The 15,686-nt window shown below is 41.9% G+C and carries 30 protein-coding genes; 1 reads left to right on the top strand and 29 read right to left on the bottom strand.

What is annotated here, in order from left to right; translation table 11 throughout:
• On the top strand, positions 1-360 hold a 360-nt coding region (locus E5983_RS05400; protein ID WP_160332181.1), incomplete at its 5' end, for an IS66 family transposase.
• A gap of 308 nt (positions 361-668) precedes the next feature.
• Here the strand turns inward: E5983_RS05400 and rplQ are convergent.
• The 29 genes from rplQ to rpsJ form a co-directional block, all read right to left on the bottom strand.
• Positions 669-1,055: a 50S ribosomal protein L17 gene (gene rplQ, locus E5983_RS05395; protein WP_160332874.1), complete on the bottom strand. Its 387-nt coding sequence runs from the start codon at positions 1,053-1,055 to the stop codon at positions 669-671.
• An 11-nt stretch (positions 1,056-1,066) separates the two neighbouring features.
• Positions 1,067-2,002, bottom strand: coding sequence for a DNA-directed RNA polymerase subunit alpha (locus E5983_RS05390; RefSeq protein WP_160332873.1), 936 nt, complete (start codon positions 2,000-2,002; stop codon positions 1,067-1,069).
• 46 nt (positions 2,003-2,048) lie between these two features.
• Positions 2,049-2,432 carry a 30S ribosomal protein S11 gene (gene rpsK / locus E5983_RS05385; RefSeq protein WP_135036512.1) on the bottom strand — a complete coding sequence of 128 codons (384 nt, stop codon included), beginning with the start codon at positions 2,430-2,432 and terminating at the stop codon, positions 2,049-2,051.
• A gap of 18 nt (positions 2,433-2,450) precedes the next feature.
• Positions 2,451-2,816, bottom strand: a complete 366-nt coding sequence (gene rpsM, locus E5983_RS05380) for a 30S ribosomal protein S13 (protein WP_135036515.1) — start codon at positions 2,814-2,816, stop codon at positions 2,451-2,453.
• Positions 2,817-2,842: 26 nt separating this feature from the next.
• Positions 2,843-2,959, bottom strand: a complete 117-nt coding sequence (gene rpmJ, locus E5983_RS05375; protein WP_001808836.1) for a 50S ribosomal protein L36 — start codon at positions 2,957-2,959, stop codon at positions 2,843-2,845.
• A gap of 24 nt (positions 2,960-2,983) precedes the next feature.
• A complete protein-coding gene (infA, locus tag E5983_RS05370; RefSeq protein ID WP_001029883.1) occupies positions 2,984-3,202 on the bottom strand; it encodes a translation initiation factor IF-1 in 219 nt (72 codons plus the stop codon).
• A gap of 117 nt (positions 3,203-3,319) precedes the next feature.
• Positions 3,320-3,976, bottom strand: coding sequence for an adenylate kinase (locus tag E5983_RS05365; protein ID WP_160332872.1), 657 nt, complete (start codon positions 3,974-3,976; stop codon positions 3,320-3,322).
• A 103-nt stretch (positions 3,977-4,079) separates the two neighbouring features.
• The gene (gene secY / locus E5983_RS05360; RefSeq protein WP_160332871.1) at positions 4,080-5,390 is read right to left on the bottom strand and encodes a preprotein translocase subunit SecY; all 1,311 of its coding nucleotides are present in this window, start codon (positions 5,388-5,390) and stop codon (positions 4,080-4,082) included.
• A 22-nt stretch (positions 5,391-5,412) separates the two neighbouring features.
• Positions 5,413-5,853, bottom strand: coding sequence for a 50S ribosomal protein L15 (gene rplO / locus E5983_RS05355; protein ID WP_160332870.1), 441 nt, complete (start codon positions 5,851-5,853; stop codon positions 5,413-5,415).
• Between the two features lie 136 nt (positions 5,854-5,989).
• Entirely contained in the window at positions 5,990-6,172 is a 183-nt protein-coding gene (rpmD, locus tag E5983_RS05350; RefSeq protein ID WP_202056480.1) for a 50S ribosomal protein L30, read from the bottom strand.
• Positions 6,173-6,185: 13 nt separating this feature from the next.
• Positions 6,186-6,680, bottom strand: a complete 495-nt coding sequence (gene rpsE / locus E5983_RS05345; RefSeq protein ID WP_135036530.1) for a 30S ribosomal protein S5 — start codon at positions 6,678-6,680, stop codon at positions 6,186-6,188.
• Positions 6,681-6,697: 17 nt separating this feature from the next.
• Positions 6,698-7,054: a 50S ribosomal protein L18 gene (rplR, locus tag E5983_RS05340; protein WP_135036533.1), complete on the bottom strand. Its 357-nt coding sequence runs from the start codon at positions 7,052-7,054 to the stop codon at positions 6,698-6,700.
• 78 nt (positions 7,055-7,132) lie between these two features.
• Entirely contained in the window at positions 7,133-7,672 is a 540-nt protein-coding gene (rplF, locus tag E5983_RS05335; protein ID WP_160332868.1) for a 50S ribosomal protein L6, read from the bottom strand.
• A gap of 98 nt (positions 7,673-7,770) precedes the next feature.
• Positions 7,771-8,169, bottom strand: coding sequence for a 30S ribosomal protein S8 (gene rpsH / locus E5983_RS05330; protein WP_160332867.1), 399 nt, complete (start codon positions 8,167-8,169; stop codon positions 7,771-7,773).
• 217 nt (positions 8,170-8,386) lie between these two features.
• On the bottom strand, positions 8,387-8,572 hold the full coding sequence (locus E5983_RS05325) for a type Z 30S ribosomal protein S14 (RefSeq protein WP_001085699.1): 186 nt from the start codon (positions 8,570-8,572) through the stop codon (positions 8,387-8,389).
• A 17-nt stretch (positions 8,573-8,589) separates the two neighbouring features.
• A complete protein-coding gene (gene rplE, locus E5983_RS05320) occupies positions 8,590-9,132 on the bottom strand; it encodes a 50S ribosomal protein L5 (protein WP_135036539.1) in 543 nt (180 codons plus the stop codon).
• Between the two features lie 23 nt (positions 9,133-9,155).
• Complete coding sequence (rplX, locus tag E5983_RS05315) at positions 9,156-9,461, bottom strand: 50S ribosomal protein L24 (RefSeq protein WP_160332866.1); 306 nt, start codon at positions 9,459-9,461, stop codon at positions 9,156-9,158.
• Between the two features lie 75 nt (positions 9,462-9,536).
• On the bottom strand, positions 9,537-9,905 hold the full coding sequence (rplN, locus tag E5983_RS05310) for a 50S ribosomal protein L14 (RefSeq protein ID WP_135036544.1): 369 nt from the start codon (positions 9,903-9,905) through the stop codon (positions 9,537-9,539).
• Between the two features lie 25 nt (positions 9,906-9,930).
• Positions 9,931-10,191 carry a 30S ribosomal protein S17 gene (gene rpsQ / locus E5983_RS05305; RefSeq protein WP_002885836.1) on the bottom strand — a complete coding sequence of 87 codons (261 nt, stop codon included), beginning with the start codon at positions 10,189-10,191 and terminating at the stop codon, positions 9,931-9,933.
• Between the two features lie 25 nt (positions 10,192-10,216).
• Entirely contained in the window at positions 10,217-10,423 is a 207-nt protein-coding gene (gene rpmC, locus E5983_RS05300; RefSeq protein WP_160332865.1) for a 50S ribosomal protein L29, read from the bottom strand.
• Positions 10,424-10,432: 9 nt separating this feature from the next.
• On the bottom strand, positions 10,433-10,846 hold the full coding sequence (rplP, locus tag E5983_RS05295; protein ID WP_160332864.1) for a 50S ribosomal protein L16: 414 nt from the start codon (positions 10,844-10,846) through the stop codon (positions 10,433-10,435).
• A gap of 3 nt (positions 10,847-10,849) precedes the next feature.
• Positions 10,850-11,503 (bottom strand): 30S ribosomal protein S3, encoded by a 654-nt coding sequence (gene rpsC / locus E5983_RS05290; RefSeq protein ID WP_135036553.1) that lies wholly within the window; start codon positions 11,501-11,503, stop codon positions 10,850-10,852.
• 12 nt (positions 11,504-11,515) lie between these two features.
• Positions 11,516-11,860 (bottom strand): 50S ribosomal protein L22, encoded by a 345-nt coding sequence (rplV, locus tag E5983_RS05285; RefSeq protein ID WP_135036556.1) that lies wholly within the window; start codon positions 11,858-11,860, stop codon positions 11,516-11,518.
• Between the two features lie 14 nt (positions 11,861-11,874).
• Complete coding sequence (gene rpsS, locus E5983_RS05280; protein ID WP_000533765.1) at positions 11,875-12,153, bottom strand: 30S ribosomal protein S19; 279 nt, start codon at positions 12,151-12,153, stop codon at positions 11,875-11,877.
• 194 nt (positions 12,154-12,347) lie between these two features.
• Positions 12,348-13,181 (bottom strand): 50S ribosomal protein L2, encoded by an 834-nt coding sequence (gene rplB / locus E5983_RS05275; RefSeq protein WP_160332863.1) that lies wholly within the window; start codon positions 13,179-13,181, stop codon positions 12,348-12,350.
• 17 nt (positions 13,182-13,198) lie between these two features.
• A complete protein-coding gene (locus E5983_RS05270) occupies positions 13,199-13,495 on the bottom strand; it encodes a 50S ribosomal protein L23 (protein WP_160332862.1) in 297 nt (98 codons plus the stop codon).
• Complete coding sequence (gene rplD, locus E5983_RS05265) at positions 13,495-14,118, bottom strand: 50S ribosomal protein L4 (protein WP_160332861.1); 624 nt, start codon at positions 14,116-14,118, stop codon at positions 13,495-13,497. The genes E5983_RS05270 and rplD overlap by 1 nt, the downstream gene beginning before the upstream one ends.
• Positions 14,119-14,143: 25 nt before the next feature.
• Positions 14,144-14,770, bottom strand: coding sequence for a 50S ribosomal protein L3 (gene rplC / locus E5983_RS05260; protein ID WP_135036568.1), 627 nt, complete (start codon positions 14,768-14,770; stop codon positions 14,144-14,146).
• Positions 14,771-14,862: 92 nt separating this feature from the next.
• Positions 14,863-15,171 (bottom strand): 30S ribosomal protein S10, encoded by a 309-nt coding sequence (rpsJ, locus tag E5983_RS05255; RefSeq protein ID WP_135036571.1) that lies wholly within the window; start codon positions 15,169-15,171, stop codon positions 14,863-14,865.
• Positions 15,172-15,686: the final 515 nt, after the last annotated feature.

Raw genomic sequence — 15,686 nt, 5'->3', positions numbered from 1 at the left:
TATGTCTTACCAGAATCCAAGTTAGGCCGTGCTCTCAAATACAGTTTGGATTATGAGTCCACATTCAAAACTGTACTGGAGGATGGACGTCTCGTTCTATCCAATAATTTGGCAGAAAGAGCAATCAAATCCTTAGTAATGGGGCGCAAGAATTGGTTGTTTTCCCAGAGTTTAGAGGGAGCAGAGTCTAGTGCGATTATTATGACTCTAATTGAGACAGCCAAACTCCACCAAGTGGACAGTGAAAAATATATAGTTTTCCTACTAGAACATTTACCAAACGAGGAGACTCTCGAAAAAAAGGAGGTTCTAGAGGCTTATTTACCATGGGCAAAACAAATACAAGAGCATTGTCGTTAAAGAAACCTCCAAGATTCAAAGCAAGCTGCTTACAATCTTGGAGGTTTTTTGATGTACCCTGTTATTGGGCGCTTACGACAGATTCAGTACCTAACTAGGGTGCTTCGCCACCTACCAGCCATCTAACAGTCTTCCATCTACAAAAAAACGCCTGCTTACGCCAGGGTTCTTGAAAAGAACCCTGGCGTAAACAAGCGTCAATCATCTTAATGATGAGTGTTAGCACCAGGAAAATCCTGGTGCTAGACCAGAGCTAGACTAAGAGTCAAGCGACTCCATCATCATAACACTCAACAAAATTGATGATTTTAAACGAGTTCGATAATCGCCATTGGGGCTGCATCACCACGACGTGGTTCAGTCTTCAAGATACGAGTGTATCCACCGTTACGATCAGCATAGCGTGGAGCGATGTCTGAGAACAATTTTTGAAGTGCAGTTGTAGTAACGATTTTATCATTTTCTGCATCGTATACTTCACTTGCGATCTCGTTACGTACGAAAGCAGCTGCTTGACGACGTGCGTGCAAATCACCACGTTTACCAAGGGTAATCATTTTTTCAACTGTTTTACGAATTTCTTTTGCACGAGCTTCTGTAGTTACGATTGATTCGTTAATGAGCAAATCAGTTGTAAGGTCACGAAGCATCGCTTTACGTTGTGAACTTGTGCGTCCTAATTTACGGTAAGCCATTATTTCCTCCTCTATTTCTCTTTTAGACCAAGACCTAGATCATGAAGTTTAAATTTAACTTCTTCAAGACTCTTACGGCCAAGGTTTCTCACTTTCATCATTTCAGCTTCAGTTTTCTCAGTCAAATCATATACTGTATTGATGCCTGCACGTTTCAAACAGTTGTAAGAACGAACAGATAGATCCAATTCTTCAATTGTGCGTTCCAAGACGCGGACATCAGAAGTTGAATCTGCTTCTTTCATCACTTCAGTTGCTTTAGCAACTTCAGTAAGATCAGTAAATAGATTCAAGTGCTCATTTAAAATACGAGCAGACAAACCGAGAGCATCCTCTGGAATAATTGTTCCATTGGTCATGATTTCGAGTGTTAATTTGTCAAAACCATCATTGCTACCTACACGAGCAGGTTCAACTTGGTAATTGACTTTTTTCACTGGTGTGTAGATTGCGTCTACCGCCAATGTACCAACCGGTGCATTATCCATCTTGTTTTCATCAGCAGGAACATATCCACGACCGGTACGAACAGTCATACGAGCCTTGAAACTTGCTCCTTCACCAATGGTAAAGAGGTAATGATCTGGATTGACAATTTCGATATCACTGTCTGTCAAAATGTCACCAGCTGTAATCACAGCAGGACCTTTAACATCCAATTCAATCATCTTTTCGTCTTGAACGAGTGATTTAACAGCAATTCCTTTGACGTTGAGGATAATTTGCATAACATCCTCACGGACACCTGGAACTGTATCAAATTCGTGCAATACACCATCAATATTGATCGATGTTACTGCTGCTCCTGGAAGGGAGGCCAATAAGACACGACGAAGGGAGTTGCCAAGTGTTGTTCCGTAACCACGTTCAAGTGGCTCAACAACAAACATGCCGTAATCACTATTTTCATCAATTTTTGTTATATTTGGTTTTTCAAACTCAATCATGTTATACTCCCTCTTAAAACGAAAAGCTGTGTAAATTTAAAATCAATTATACACGACGACGTTTTGGAGGACGGGCACCATTGTGAGGTACTGGAGTAACGTCACGGATTGCAGTTACTTCAAGACCTGCAGCAGCAAGTGCACGGATAGCAGATTCACGACCTGAACCAGGACCTTTAACTGTAACTTCGACAGATTTAAGACCATGTTCTTGAGCAGATTTAGCAGCTGCTTCTGAAGCCATTTGGGCAGCAAATGGAGTAGATTTACGAGAACCTTTGAAACCAAGTGCACCAGCTGATGACCAAGCAATTGCATTTCCGTGTACATCGGTAATCATAACGATAGTGTTATTGAATGTTGCGTGGATGTGAGCAATACCAGATTCGATATTCTTCTTCGCACGACGTTTACGTGTTGGTTTAGCCAAGACTGTTTACCTCCTATATTATTTTTTCTTACCTGCAATCGCAACAGCTTTACCTTTGCGAGTACGAGCATTGTTTTTAGTGTTTTGTCCACGGACAGGAAGTCCACGACGGTGACGGATACCACGGTAAGAACCGATTTCCATCAAGCGTTTGATGTTCAAGTTTACTTCACGACGAAGGTCACCTTCAACTTTGATTGTATCAACTTCGCGACGGATAGCGTCTTCTTGATCTGGTGTAAGATCTTTAACACGAACGTCTTCAGAAACACCTGCAGCAGCAAGGATTTTCTTAGCAGTTGGAAGTCCGATACCGTAAACATAAGTAAGTGATACAACTACACGTTTATCATTTGGAATGTCAACTCCAGCAATACGAGCCATGTTTTCTCCTTTCTAATAACTGATTATTAACCTTGGCGTTGTTTGTGTTTTGGATTTGCAGGGCAAATAACCATAACACGACCATTACGACGAATAACTTTACAGTATTCGCAAATTGGCTTAACTGATGGTCTTACTTTCATTTCTTAATCCTCCAATTTTTTCCTTTATTTAAAGCGGTAGGTGATCCGTCCACGAGTCAAATCGTATGGGCTCATCTCGACTGTCACACGGTCTCCCGCTAAAATACGAATATAATTTTTACGAATTTTACCAGAAACTGTTGCTAAAATCTGATGGCCGTTTTCAAGTTCAACCGTAAACATTGCGTTTGGCATGGTATCGACTACCTTACCTTCAACTTCAATCACATCGTCTTTTGCCACGCAAAAGTACCTCCCTAAATTTCGATTTACGTCCTCTGGGTATAGAGGGACAATTATAAGTCAGAACCTAACTAGTGTACCACTAAGAATGTTTTATTGCAAGATACAAAGTGTAGATTATTTGATTTTTTCTACGGCTGCTTGAATATCTGCAAAAACCTGCTCAATTTCTTGATCTCCTTGGATATCAAAGACCATGTCTTTGGCAGTATAGTGTTCAATAATCGGTTGACCTTGAGCAATATTCACATCCAAACGAGTTTTGATCGCTTCTGGCTTATCATCTTCTCGTTGATAGAAGTCATGTCCACCACAGTTGTCGCAAGTCCCCTCAACAGTTGTTGGATTAAACACCTTGTGGTAGGTTGCTCCACAGGTCCGACAAATAAAACGACCACTCAAACGTTCCAAAAGAATACTTGGATCAACATCAATGTTGATGACACCGTCCAAGGAAATCTGTAGCTCCTCGAGCGCTTGATCCAACGCATGAGCTTGTTCGATAGTTCTTGGGTAGCCATCTAGAAGGAAGCCCTTCTCTGCAATATCTGCTTGTTGAAGGCGCTCTTTCACAATTCCATTGGTTACTTCATCTGGAACCAATTGGCCTTGATCCATATAGGATTTTGCCAACAAGCCCATTTCCGTTTCATTTGCAATAGCTGCACGGAACATATCACCTGTAGAAATATGAGCAAGGCCAAATTCTTCGACCATTTTAGCTGCTTGAGTCCCTTTTCCGGCACCTGGCAAGCCCATAATCAAAAGATTCATGTCTTTTCTCCTTTTTGTTTTCCACTAAATCTATCAATCGCTTGATAAACTTAGTAAAAAACAAAATAGAGAGGAATCAGCCTCAGCTGATATCCCCTGAATTCTATTCTGTATCTGTATGCATAAAGCCAACATAGCGACGTTTAAGAAGATAACCTTCCAACTGCTTGATTCCATCAATAGCTGTTGAAATCAAAATCAGCAAACTGGTTCCTCCCAAGGCTACGGCTTCGGCCAAACCGAATACGTTTTGAGCAACGATTGGGATAATAGCAACGAAACTCAAGAAGAGTGAGCCGACAAGCGCTAAGCGACGCAAGAGCTTGGACATATAAACCTCTGTTCCCTTACCTGGGCGAACTCCTGGAATATAGGCTGAAGACTTCTGCAAGTTTTCAGCAGTTTTTTCAGGGTTAATCTGCACAAAGGTATAAAAGAAGGTAAAGAGGACAATGAGTAATGCATACATGGCAATCCCTGACGGCATATCCGTCGACAGGAGATTTTGGATATTCCTTACCCAGGCTGCATCATTCCCACTTAAAATCATAAATTGGACAATAGCGGCAGGTGCAGCTGTAATCGAACTGGCAAAGATAACCGGGATAACTCCTGCTGGGTTAACCTTCAAGGGAAGGTAAGAACTAGAAGAAGCCCCCTGGGCCAATTTCGTATACTGGATCGGGATTTTATATTCAGCCTGTTGTACAAAGGTTGTAAAATAAATAATCGCCAGAACAGCCAAGGCTACTGAAGCAATGAAAATTGTTGAATTCTGCAAACGATCCGCTGGAACATTGATGAAATAATCTTCATAAAGACCAGAGATTGTTCGTGGAATTGCAGAGATAATCCCGGCAAAGATAATCATGGAAACACCATTTCCATACCCTTTGTCAGAGATTTGCTCTCCCAACCAAACCACAATCATACTTCCTGTTGTCAAAATACACCCAATATAGAGATAGGTTTGCCAGTTCGGTGTTGGCACCAACTGGGCATTAGACAAGGTATTAAAACTTGCTGTAATCGCAATCGATTGTACAAAAGCTAACACCAGGGAAATATAACGCGTAGCCTGATTCAGTTTTCGTCGTCCAACCTCACCTTGTTTTCCCCACTCCACAAACTTTGGAACGATATCCATTTGGAGTAGTTGAACAACGATGGATGAAGTGATATAAGGCGAAACACCCAAGGCAAAAACCGAAAAGTTCTGCATGGCGTTCCCTGATACCAAACTCAACATATTTAAGAAGGACAATTGAGACAAGTCCGCAAGGACCCGGGCATTCACACCTGGAACCGTAATATGGGTTCCAACGCGAAAGACAAGGAGGATAAAAAGGGTCATCCAAATCTTGGTCCGGACCTGCTTAATTTTTAAGGAATCCCTTAAAATTTTAAAGAACATAGAGTAACCTCTCTATCGTTTCTTAGATAACCTCGATTGATCCACCTTTAGCTGTGATTGCTTCTTCTGCTGATTTAGAGAATTTAGCTGCTTTCACAGACAATTTCTTAGTCAACTCACCGTTACCAAGGATTTTAACACCTGATTTTTCAGCTTTCACAATTCCAGCTTCGATCAAAGCAACTGGTGTTACTTCTGCACCGTCTTCAAAGACGTTCAATTGATCAAGGTTGACAATCGCATATTCTTTACGGTTGATATTTGTGAAACCACGTTTTGGCAAACGACGGAACAATGGAGTTTGTCCCCCTTCAAATCCTGGACGTACGCCACCACCACTACGAGCTTTTTGACCTTTTTGTCCACGACCTGAAGTTTTACCGTTACCGGATGAAGTACCACGACCTACGCGGTTACGAACTTTACGAGAGCCTTCTGCTGGTTTCAATTCATGAAGTTTCATTCTGTTTTTTCTCCTTTTTTAGTGACCACTGTCACGGGCTAGCGCTTTTGTAAAACGGAAACTTTTACAAAAACTCGCTTGTCTAAATGGCTTGTAAGTCGCAAAGATTCTTCTTTGCGACTTAGCCATGATGTTCTTATTTAACTTCTTCTACAGTTACCAAGTGAGAGATGGTGTTTACCATTCCAAGGATAGCTGGATTATCTTCTTTGATAACAGAAGAGTGCAATTTGCCAAGTCCAAGGGCAACAACCGTTTTACGTTGGTTTGGCTTGCGTCCGATTGGAGACTTAGTCAAAGTAATTTTAATTTGAGCCATTTTATCCCCTTTCTTATGCCAAGTCAGATACTGAGATACCACGTAAAGCAGCAACCTCTTCAGCACGTTTTAATTGTTTCAATCCTTCAACAGTTGCACGAACGATGTTGATTGGAGTGTTTGAACCAAGTGATTTAGATGTAATATCTGCAACACCTGCCAATTCGATGACGGCACGAACAGCACCACCAGCAGCAACTCCAGCCCCTTCGACAGCTGGTTTCAACAATACACGAGCTCCACCAAATTCTGATGTGATTTCGTGAGGAATTGTTGTACCAACCATAGGAACTTCAATCAAGTTCTTCTTAGCATCTTCGATAGCCTTACGGATTGCTTCTGGAACTTCTTGAGCTTTACCAGTACCAAATCCAACACGGCCATTGCGGTCACCAACAACTACAAGAGCTGCGAAACGTAGACGACGTCCACCTTTAACAACTTTTGTAACACGGTTGATGGCAACTACGCGTTCTTCAAGTTCAACTGCATTGTCTTTAAATGCCATTTTCAGTGTCCTCCCTATTAGAATTTCAATCCGTTTTCACGAGCTGCATCAGCCAACGCTTTAACACGTCCGTGATATAGATATCCACCGCGGTCGAACACCACTTCAGAAATACCTTTAGCAACTGCACGTTCAGCAACAAGTTTACCAACAACGGCAGCTTGTTCTGTTTTTGTACCTTTTGAAACGTCTTTGTCAAGAGTTGAAGCGCTTGCGAGCGTTACACCCGCTACGTCATCAATTACTTGAGCGTAGATGCCTGTATTAGAACGGAAAACGTTCAAACGTGGGCGATCAGCAGTTCCAGAGAGTTTTCCGCGAACACGACGATGGCGTTTTTGGCGGAGTTTGTTTTTATCTGGTTTCGAAATCACAATTTTCACCTCTTATTTTTTTGTTTGTGCTAAGCACAGTATCGGTAAATCAGTGGACTTGCAAGCAAGTCCCACTCATTATTTACCTGTTTTACCTTCTTTACGACGTACGAATTCTCCAACGTAACGGATACCTTTACCTTTGTAAGGCTCTGGTGCACGAAGGCTACGGATGTAAGCAGCAGTTTGTCCAACAACCTCTTTTGAGATTCCTGAAACAACGATTGTTGTTGGGTTTGGAAGTTCAAAAGTGATTCCTTCTGGAGCTTCTACTTCATCTGGATGAGATTTACCAACTGCAAGAACCAATTTGCTTCCTTGCAATTGTGCACGGTATCCAACCCCGCGCATTTCAAGTTCTTTCTTGAATCCTTCTGATACACCAACAACCATGTTGTTCAAAAGGGCACGAGTTGTACCGTGGATTGTTTTCATTTCTTTAGAGTCGTTTGGACGGTGTAGAGTTACCTCTGTTCCTTCCACACGAATTTCGATATCCTTAGAGAATTCGCGAACCAATTCACCTTTAGGACCTTTGACAGTAACCACGTTGTTTTCTGCAATGTTCAATTCAACACCTGCAGGCAATACGATTACTTTATTACCAATACGTGACATGTTTATCTCCTGTTAAATTATCGAGCCGCAGTACGACTAGTTTTCACGGGGCCATGGCCAGCAAGCTGGTCATGGGAGTTGGATCATCTCCTAAGAGATTACCATACGTAGGCGATTACCTCACCACCAACATTCTTTTGGCGTGCTTCTTTATCTGTAAGCAAACCTTCAGAAGTTGATACGATTGCAATTCCAAGTCCGTTCAAGACTTTTGGAAGATCTTCGCTCTTCTTGTAAACACGAAGTCCTGGTTTTGAAACACGTTTCAAGTTTGTGATAACTTTTTCACCGTTTGGTCCGTATTTCAAGAATACGCGAACAACACCTTGTTTGTCATCTTCAATCACTTCAACGTTTTTCACGAAACCTTCGCGTTTAAGAATTTCAGCAATCCCTTTTTTGATCTTTGATGCAGGTACTTCAAGAACTTCGTGGTTCGCTTGGTTAGCGTTACGAATACGTGTCAAAAAGTCTGCAATTGGGTCAGTCATAACCATTGTTTGATTTCTCCTCTTACTAGTAGTTTGAGCAAGTCACTTGCTAGTTCATAAACGATACAAATAATCACACAGGCTATTGCCCGTGTTTTAAAAATCCAAGAAACCTGTATCTCATTTCTCGAACCCGCCCTCTGAACCTAGCGAAAAAGACAACTCTCAGTTAATACTTGAATTATCTATTTTCGCAATGTTCATCATGGCTAGAATCTTCTTATTACCAAGAAGCTTTTGTTACGCCTGGAATTTGCCCTTTGTAAGCAAGCTCACGGAAGCAAACACGGCAAAGCTTAAATTTGCGGTAAACTGAGTGTGGACGTCCACAACGTTCGCAACGAGTGTAAGCTTGTGTAGAGAACTTTGCAGGACGCTTATTTTTAGCGATCATTGATTTTTTAGCCAATTTAAGTTCCTCCTGAATTATTTAGCGAAAGGCATTCCAAGTCCAGCAAGCAATTCGCGAGACTCTTCATCTGTATTCGCTGTCGTTACGATAACGATATCCATACCGCGTGTTTTGTCAACGTCGTCAAAGCTGATCTCAGGGAAGATCAATTGCTCTTTAACTCCGAGTGTGTAGTTACCACGTCCGTCGAATGATTTAGTTGGAACACCTTGGAAGTCACGTACACGTGGAAGTGATACAGAAACCAATTTGTCCAAGAAATCATACATACGCTCACCACGAAGGGTTACTTTAGCACCGATCGCTACACCTTCACGAAGACGGAAGCCGGCGATAGATTTCTTCGCTTTAGTGATCAATGGTTTTTGACCAGAGATAAGTGCAAGTTCTTCTGCAGCTTTTTCAAGGTTTTTAGCGTTTGAAACTGCATCACCAACACCCATGTTCAAAACGATTTTATCTACTTTTGGAACTGCCATTACAGAAGAATAGTTGAACTTCTCAGACAAAGCAGGAACCACTTCATTAAGATATTTTTCTTTTAAACGATTAGCCATGTTACTTCTCCTTTCCTTCGTGATTAATCAAGCACTTCGCCTGATTTTTTATTGTAACGAACTTTTTTGCCGTCTACAAATTTGTAGCCAACACGTCCAGCAACACCATTTTTATCCAAAACTTGTACATTTGATACATGGATTGGAGCTTCCATTTCAACGATACCACCTTGAGGAAGTTCGTTATTTGGACGTTGGTGTTTCTTAACCATGTTGACACCCTCAACGATGACTTTGTTAACTTTTGGAAGGGCAGTAAGGACAACAGCTTCTACACCTTTGTCTTTACCTGCGATTACTTTAACTTTATCGCCTTTTTTTACAAACATTCTTTTCTCCTTAAATTCTTACGCCCATAGGGGCACCCTGAAAGAAAACTTCCAGGGGACTATCGTTTGTGTTTCTTACAACACCTCTGGTGCAAGAGAAACGATCTTCATGAAGCCACCTTCACGCAATTCACGTGCAACTGGGCCAAAGATACGTGTTCCACGAGGTGTTTTGTCATCACGGATGATAACAGCAGCATTCTCATCAAATTTGATGTAAGAACCGTCTGCACGACGAGCACCTGTTTTAGTACGAACGATAACGGCTTTCACAACGTCACCTTTTTTAACCGCACCACCAGGAGTCGCTTGTTTTACAGAAGCTACGATAACATCACCGATGTTGGCGAATTTACGTCCTGAACCACCAAGAACCTTGATTGTCAAGATTTCGCGGGCACCTGAGTTATCAGCAACTTTCAAACGAGTTTCTGTTTGAATCATTTACCTTTTCTCCTTTTCGGTTCGATTAGATGATAACCGCTTCTTCAACAACTTCTACAAGACGGAAGCGTTTTGTAGCTGAAAGCGGACGAGTTTCCATGATACGAACGATATCGCCTTCTTTAGCAACGTTGTTCTCATCATGAGCCTTGTACTTTTTAGAGTAGTTAATACGTTTACCATAGACTGGGTGGTTACGTTTAGTTTCAACTACAACTGTGATTGTTTTATCCATCTTGTCAGAAACGACACGTCCAACAAGGGTCTTACGTTGATTACGTTCCATTAGTTAGATTTCTCCTTTCCCAAGTCTATTTAACTTCTGATTGAACTGTTTTGATACGAGCGATTTGCTTTTTCACTTCTTTCAAACGAGCTGTTTGCTCCAATTGACCAGTAGCCGCTTGGAAACGAAGATCAAACAATTCTTTTTTCAATTCGTTTTCACGCTTCGCAAGTTCTTCTGAAGAAAGACCACGAAGTTCTTCAACAAATTTTTTGATTTCTTCAAGTTTCATGCTTTCTCCTTACTTCTCTTCACGTTTAACAAATTTGCATTTTACTGGCAATTTGTGACTAGCAAGACGAAGAGCTTCACGTGCAACTTCTTCAGAAACACCTGCAACTTCAAACATCACCTTACCACGCTTAACTGGTGCAACCCAACCTTCAGGTGCCCCTTTACCAGATCCCATACGAACCCCGATTGCTTTCGCAGTGTAAGATTTGTGAGGGAAAATCTTGATCCAAACTTTACCACCACGTTTCATGTAACGAGTCATAGCGATACGGGCAGCTTCGATTTGGCGGTTAGTGATCCAGTGGCTTGTTGTAGCTTGAAGACCGTATTCTCCGAAGTCTACTTGTTTTCCACCTTTAGCTTCACCGCGCATTTTCCCACGGAACTCACGACGGTGTTTCACACGTTTAGGTACTAACATTGGTTATTTACCTCCCTGAGTGTTTTTACGAGCTGGAAGAACTTCTCCACGGTAGATCCATACTTTAACACCAAGTTTACCGTAAGTTGTATCTGCTTCTTCCCAAGCGTAGTCGATATCTGCACGCAATGTGTGAAGTGGAACAGTTCCTTCAGAGTATCCTTCGCTACGAGCGATATCCGCACCGTTCAAACGTCCAGATACTTGAGTTTTAATTCCTTTAGCTCCAGCACGCATTGCACGTTGGATAGCTTGTTTTTGTGCACGACGGAAAGCAACACGTTGCTCCAATTGACGAGCAATTCCTTCACCAACAAGGTGTGCATCCAAATCAGGTTTTTTGATTTCGATGATGTTGATGTGAACTTGTTTTCCAGTCATTTTGTTCAATTTAGCACGTAGGGCATCAACGTTTGCTCCACCTTTACCGATAACCATACCTGGTTTTGCAGTGTGAAGAGAAACATTAACCTTGTTCACAGCACGTTCGATTTCGATTGTTGAAACAGCTGCGTCTGCTAATTCTTTTTGGATAAATTTGCGGATAGCAAGATCTTCATGAAGGTAATCCGCGTATTCTTTTTCAGCATACCATTTAGCATCCCAGTCACGGATGATACCGACACGCATTCCAATTGGATGTACTTTTTGACCCACGAGTTAACCTCCTTATTGTTCTGCAACTACCACAGTGATGTGGGAAGTGCGTTTGTTGATTGGTGAAGCTGAACCTTTGGCACGTGGACGGAAACGTTTCATTGTTGGTCCTTCGTTTGCGTAAGCTTCACTTACAATAAGGTTAGCTTTGTCCAAACCTAAGTTGTTCTCAGCATTAGCGATTGCAGAGTTCAAAACTTTCTCGATAATACCAGCAGCTTTGTTTGGAGTGAATTTCAAGATTGCGATTGCGTCAGCAACGTTTTTACCACGAATGTTATCAAGCACTAGACGAGATTTACGAGGTGAAACACGCACTGTACGAGCCATTGCTTTAGCTGAAGTCATTTCTGCCATGTCGTTCTCCTCTCTTATCTACGTGTCTTCTTATCGTCAGCAGCGTGACCTTTGTAAGTACGAGTTGGTGCAAATTCACCAAGTTTGTGACCTACCATGTCTTCTTGGATGTAAACTGGTACGTGTTTACGTCCATCATAAACTGCGATTGTGTAACCAATGAAACTTGGGAAAATCGTTGAACGACGTGACCAAGTTTTAATGACTTTTTTCTTTTCATCATTCGCTTGAGCTTCAACTTTTTTCATCAAATGCTCATCGACGAAAGGTCCTTTTTTAAGACTACGTCCCATTTTTATAGTTTCTCCTTTAAAATACTGTACCACAACGGCTTGGGAGCAAGAAAACTCTTGCTGACCCTACCGAGCTGGCGGAATAGTGTTTAATTGTGTTTATACTCTTTGAGTTTGTCTTTTATTACTGTACTAGCTCGTCTTGCCGTAGACAGTACTGTCTACGACTCGCCGCCTTATACTAAAAGACCATATTATTTCTCGTTGCGACGGCGTACGATCAATTTGTTAGAACGAGCCTTCTTATTACGAGTTTTAAGTCCAAGAGCAGGTTTGCCCCATGGAGTTGATGGTGCTTTACGTCCGACTGGTGCTTTACCTTCACCACCCCCGTGTGGGTGATCGTTAGGGTTCATTACAGAACCACGAACAGTTGGGCGAACACCTTTCCAACGGTTACGTCCAGCTTTACCAAGGTTAACCAATCCATGTTGTTCGTTTCCGACAACACCAACAGTTGCACGGCAAGTTGAAAGGATCATACGAACTTCGCCAGATTGAAGACGAACAAGAGTGTATTTACCTTCTTGACCCAATACTTGAGCAGATGCTCCAGCAGCACGGACCAACTCACCACCACGTCCTGGTTTCAACTCAATGTTGTGTACAAGAGTACCGACAGGAATGTTTGCAAGTGGCAAAGCATTTCCGACTTTGATATCGGCATCTGGACCAGAAACAATACGTTGACCTACTTCAAGACCTTTAGGAGCAATGATGTAAGCTTTCACACCGTCTGTGTAGTGTACAAGAGCGATGTTTGCAGAACGGTTTGGATCGTATTCGATTGTTTTAACAACTGCTTCAACCGCATCTTTGTTACGTTTGAAGTCGATCAAACGGTAATGACGTTTGTGTCCACCACCTTGGTGACGAACAGTGATACGACCGTTGTTGTTACGACCAGCTTTGTTTTTCAAAGGAACAAGCAAGGTTTTTTCTGGCTTGTTTGTTGTGATTTCAGCGAAATCCAAAGAGGTCATATTACGGCGACCATTTGTAGTTGGTTTATAAACTCTGATTCCCACGCTATTTCCTCCTTAGATTATTCAGCTTCAGCAGCAAACAACTCGATTGCTTTTGAATCAGCTGTAAGTGTAATGATAGCTTTTTTAGTTTTTGCAGTAAAACCATTGAAACGTCCAACACGTTTTGCTTTAGGTTTCACAGTCACTGTGTTCACGTTTGCAACTTTAACACCTTCAAAAGCAGCTTCAACAGCTTGCTTGATCAAGAGTTTGTGTGCACGTGTATCTACTTCAAATACGTATTTCCCTGCTTCCATTTGAGCCATTGATTTCTCAGTGATGACAGGCTTTTTAATAACGTCATACAAGTTCATTATGCAAGAACCTCCTCGATAGTTGAGATCGCTTCTTTAGTAACAAGAAGTTTGTCGCTATTCACGATATCAAGAACACTTGCAGTTGCTGCAGTCGCAACTTTTACGTTTGGAAGGTTACGAGCTGAAAGTGCAGCAAATTCATTTCCTTCTTCAAGAATCACAAGTACTTTTGAATCAATGTTAAGTGCTTTAAGAACAGCTGCAAATTCTGCAGTTTTTGGCGCTGTGAAGGAAAGACCTTCAACTGCCACAAGCTTGTCTTCAGCAACTTTAGCTGAGTAAACAGACTGAAGAGCCAAACGACGCATTTTGCGTGGAAGTTTGTAGCTGTATGAACGTGGAGTTGGTCCGAAGACAACACCACCACCACGCCATTGTGGAGAGCGGATAGAACCTTGACGAGCACGTCCAGTTCCTTTTTGGCGCCATGGTTTACGGCCACCACCAGATACTGCTGAACGGTTCTTCACTGCGTGAGTTCCTTGACGAAGGCTTGCACGTTGGCTGATAATCACATCAAACACAACTGCTTCATTTGGTTCGATCCCAAATACTGCATCGTTCAAGGCAAGTTCGCCAGCTGCTTTACCTGTTTGGTCGAATAATTTTACATTTGCCATTGTGACTGTTTTCCCCTTTCCTTAATTATTTAGCAGCCTTCACTGCTGATTTGATAGTGATAAGAGATTTCTTAGCACCTGGTACATTACCTTTGATCAAGATAACGTTTTTCTCTGGAACAACTTGAACAATTTCAAGGTTTTGGATTGTTACACGGTCACCACCCATGCGTCCAGCCAAACGTTTGTTTTTGAAAACACGGTTTGGATCAACTGGTCCCATTGAACCAGGACGACGGTGGTAACGAGAACCGTGAGACATAGGTCCACGTGATTGACCATGGCGTTTGATAACACCTTGGAATCCTTTACCTTTAGAAGTTCCTGTTACATCAACAACATCTCCAGCTTGGAAAGTGTCAACTGAGATTTCATCACCAACTGCCAAGCCTTCAATGTTTTTGAATTCACGAATGAAGCGCTTAGGAGCTGTGTTAGCTTTCGCTACATGGCCTTTGGCAGGTTTGTTGCTCAATACTTCACGTTTGTCGTCAAAACCAACTTGAACAGCGTTGTATCCGTCTGTTTCAACTGTTTTCACTTGAAGAACAACGTTTGGAGCTGCTTCAATAACAGTAACAGGGATAAACTCACCTGATTCAGTGAAGATTTGAGTCATTCCCACTTTTTTCCCTAAGATTCCTTTTGTCATGAGAAAATGTTCCTTTTCTTTCTATTTTTTCAAAAAGTTTTTAACGAGCGTTTTTTATGCTCAAGACAAGATCACGCGATCTTGTTCCTTGATTACAGTTTGATCTCTACGTTCACACCACTTGGAAGGTCGAGTTTCATCAAAGCGTCAACTGTTTTTTGAGTTGGGTTGATGATGTCGATCAAACGTTTGTGAGTCCGCATTTCAAATTGTTCGCGAGAATCTTTGTATTTATGAGTCGCACGAATGATTGTGTAAAGGCTACGTTCTGTTGGTAGAGGGATTGGACCCGCTACTTCAGCACCTGTACGACCAGCAGTTTCTACGATTTTAGCAGCCGCTGTATCAAGTGTACGGTGTTCGTAAGCTTTCAAGCGAATGCGGATTTTTTTGTTTGCCATCTTTTTCTCCTTTTTCGTCTATTTAAGTAATAGGCTAGCTCCTCAAGAAAACCGACCGCCTTGCGTGGCAGTGCAACCGAGCGTGTCGCAACCTCTTGTATCAAAGCTAAGACTGTGTTTTTTACAGCACTTGAATAGTCTACCACACGCGCGGGAGCATTGCAAGGGAAATGCTACGATTTTTTTTAAAAGTTTTTAGACCATCATTTTTTCTAATTATATAGAAGAAAAATAAAAAGAGGGGAGTGGGACAGAACTAATTTTTTTCAAAATTAGTTCGTAGTCCCACCCCCACAAGGTTGATTAGGTCGGGTTCGGAGTCCTCTCAGCGAGTCAGGAATTGACTCGCTGAGCCTATGATATGGACGAACATGAAATGTTCGCTATCAAGCGAACGATTGGAGTTTGCTTCGCAAACAAGATTTGGTACTCTCTAACAGCATACAATGCTGTTAGACCCAATCAACTACTGCGTCAAAGGTATTTTGCTAATCATAAAGAGAGAGGCTAGACTT

Source organism: Streptococcus danieliae (assembly GCF_009767945.1).
GTDB lineage: Bacteria > Bacillota > Bacilli > Lactobacillales > Streptococcaceae > Streptococcus > Streptococcus danieliae.
This window is presented reverse-complemented; position numbering and strand designations above follow the sequence as displayed.

What these genes read in the sequence shown, in the direction of transcription:
- rplQ (WP_160332874.1), bottom strand. Translation starts at nt 1,055, where the DNA reads ATGGCTTACCGTAAATTAGGACGCACAAGTTCACAACGTAAAGCGATG.
- E5983_RS05390 (WP_160332873.1), bottom strand. Translation starts at nt 2,002, where the DNA reads ATGATTGAGTTTGAAAAACCAAATATAACAAAAATTGATGAAAATAGT.
- rpsM (WP_135036515.1), bottom strand. Translation starts at nt 2,816, where the DNA reads ATGGCTCGTATTGCTGGAGTTGACATTCCAAATGATAAACGTGTAGTT.
- rpmJ (WP_001808836.1), bottom strand. Translation starts at nt 2,959, where the DNA reads ATGAAAGTAAGACCATCAGTTAAGCCAATTTGCGAATACTGTAAAGTT.
- E5983_RS05365 (WP_160332872.1), bottom strand. Translation starts at nt 3,976, where the DNA reads ATGAATCTTTTGATTATGGGCTTGCCAGGTGCCGGAAAAGGGACTCAA.
- secY (WP_160332871.1), bottom strand. Translation starts at nt 5,390, where the DNA reads ATGTTCTTTAAAATTTTAAGGGATTCCTTAAAAATTAAGCAGGTCCGG.
- rplO (WP_160332870.1), bottom strand. Translation starts at nt 5,853, where the DNA reads ATGAAACTTCATGAATTGAAACCAGCAGAAGGCTCTCGTAAAGTTCGT.
- rpmD (WP_202056480.1), bottom strand. Translation starts at nt 6,172, where the DNA reads ATGGCTCAAATTAAAATTACTTTGACTAAGTCTCCAATCGGACGCAAG.
- rpsE (WP_135036530.1), bottom strand. Translation starts at nt 6,680, where the DNA reads ATGGCATTTAAAGACAATGCAGTTGAACTTGAAGAACGCGTAGTTGCC.
- rplF (WP_160332868.1), bottom strand. Translation starts at nt 7,672, where the DNA reads ATGTCACGTATTGGTAATAAAGTAATCGTATTGCCTGCAGGTGTTGAA.
- rpsH (WP_160332867.1), bottom strand. Translation starts at nt 8,169, where the DNA reads ATGGTTATGACTGACCCAATTGCAGACTTTTTGACACGTATTCGTAAC.
- rplE (WP_135036539.1), bottom strand. Translation starts at nt 9,132, where the DNA reads ATGGCTAATCGTTTAAAAGAAAAATATCTTAATGAAGTGGTTCCTGCT.
- rplX (WP_160332866.1), bottom strand. Translation starts at nt 9,461, where the DNA reads ATGTTTGTAAAAAAAGGCGATAAAGTTAAAGTAATCGCAGGTAAAGAC.
- rplN (WP_135036544.1), bottom strand. Translation starts at nt 9,905, where the DNA reads ATGATTCAAACAGAAACTCGTTTGAAAGTTGCTGATAACTCAGGTGCC.
- rpsQ (WP_002885836.1), bottom strand. Translation starts at nt 10,191, where the DNA reads ATGGAACGTAATCAACGTAAGACCCTTGTTGGACGTGTCGTTTCTGAC.
- rpmC (WP_160332865.1), bottom strand. Translation starts at nt 10,423, where the DNA reads ATGAAACTTGAAGAAATCAAAAAATTTGTTGAAGAACTTCGTGGTCTT.
- rplP (WP_160332864.1), bottom strand. Translation starts at nt 10,846, where the DNA reads ATGTTAGTACCTAAACGTGTGAAACACCGTCGTGAGTTCCGTGGGAAA.
- rplV (WP_135036556.1), bottom strand. Translation starts at nt 11,860, where the DNA reads ATGGCAGAAATGACTTCAGCTAAAGCAATGGCTCGTACAGTGCGTGTT.
- rpsS (WP_000533765.1), bottom strand. Translation starts at nt 12,153, where the DNA reads ATGGGACGTAGTCTTAAAAAAGGACCTTTCGTCGATGAGCATTTGATG.
- E5983_RS05270 (WP_160332862.1), bottom strand. Translation starts at nt 13,495, where the DNA reads ATGAACTTGTATGACGTTATTAAAAAGCCTGTCATCACTGAGAAATCA.
- rplD (WP_160332861.1), bottom strand. Translation starts at nt 14,118, where the DNA reads ATGGCAAATGTAAAATTATTCGACCAAACAGGTAAAGCAGCTGGCGAA.
- rplC (WP_135036568.1), bottom strand. Translation starts at nt 14,770, where the DNA reads ATGACAAAAGGAATCTTAGGGAAAAAAGTGGGAATGACTCAAATCTTC.
- rpsJ (WP_135036571.1), bottom strand. Translation starts at nt 15,171, where the DNA reads ATGGCAAACAAAAAAATCCGCATTCGCTTGAAAGCTTACGAACACCGT.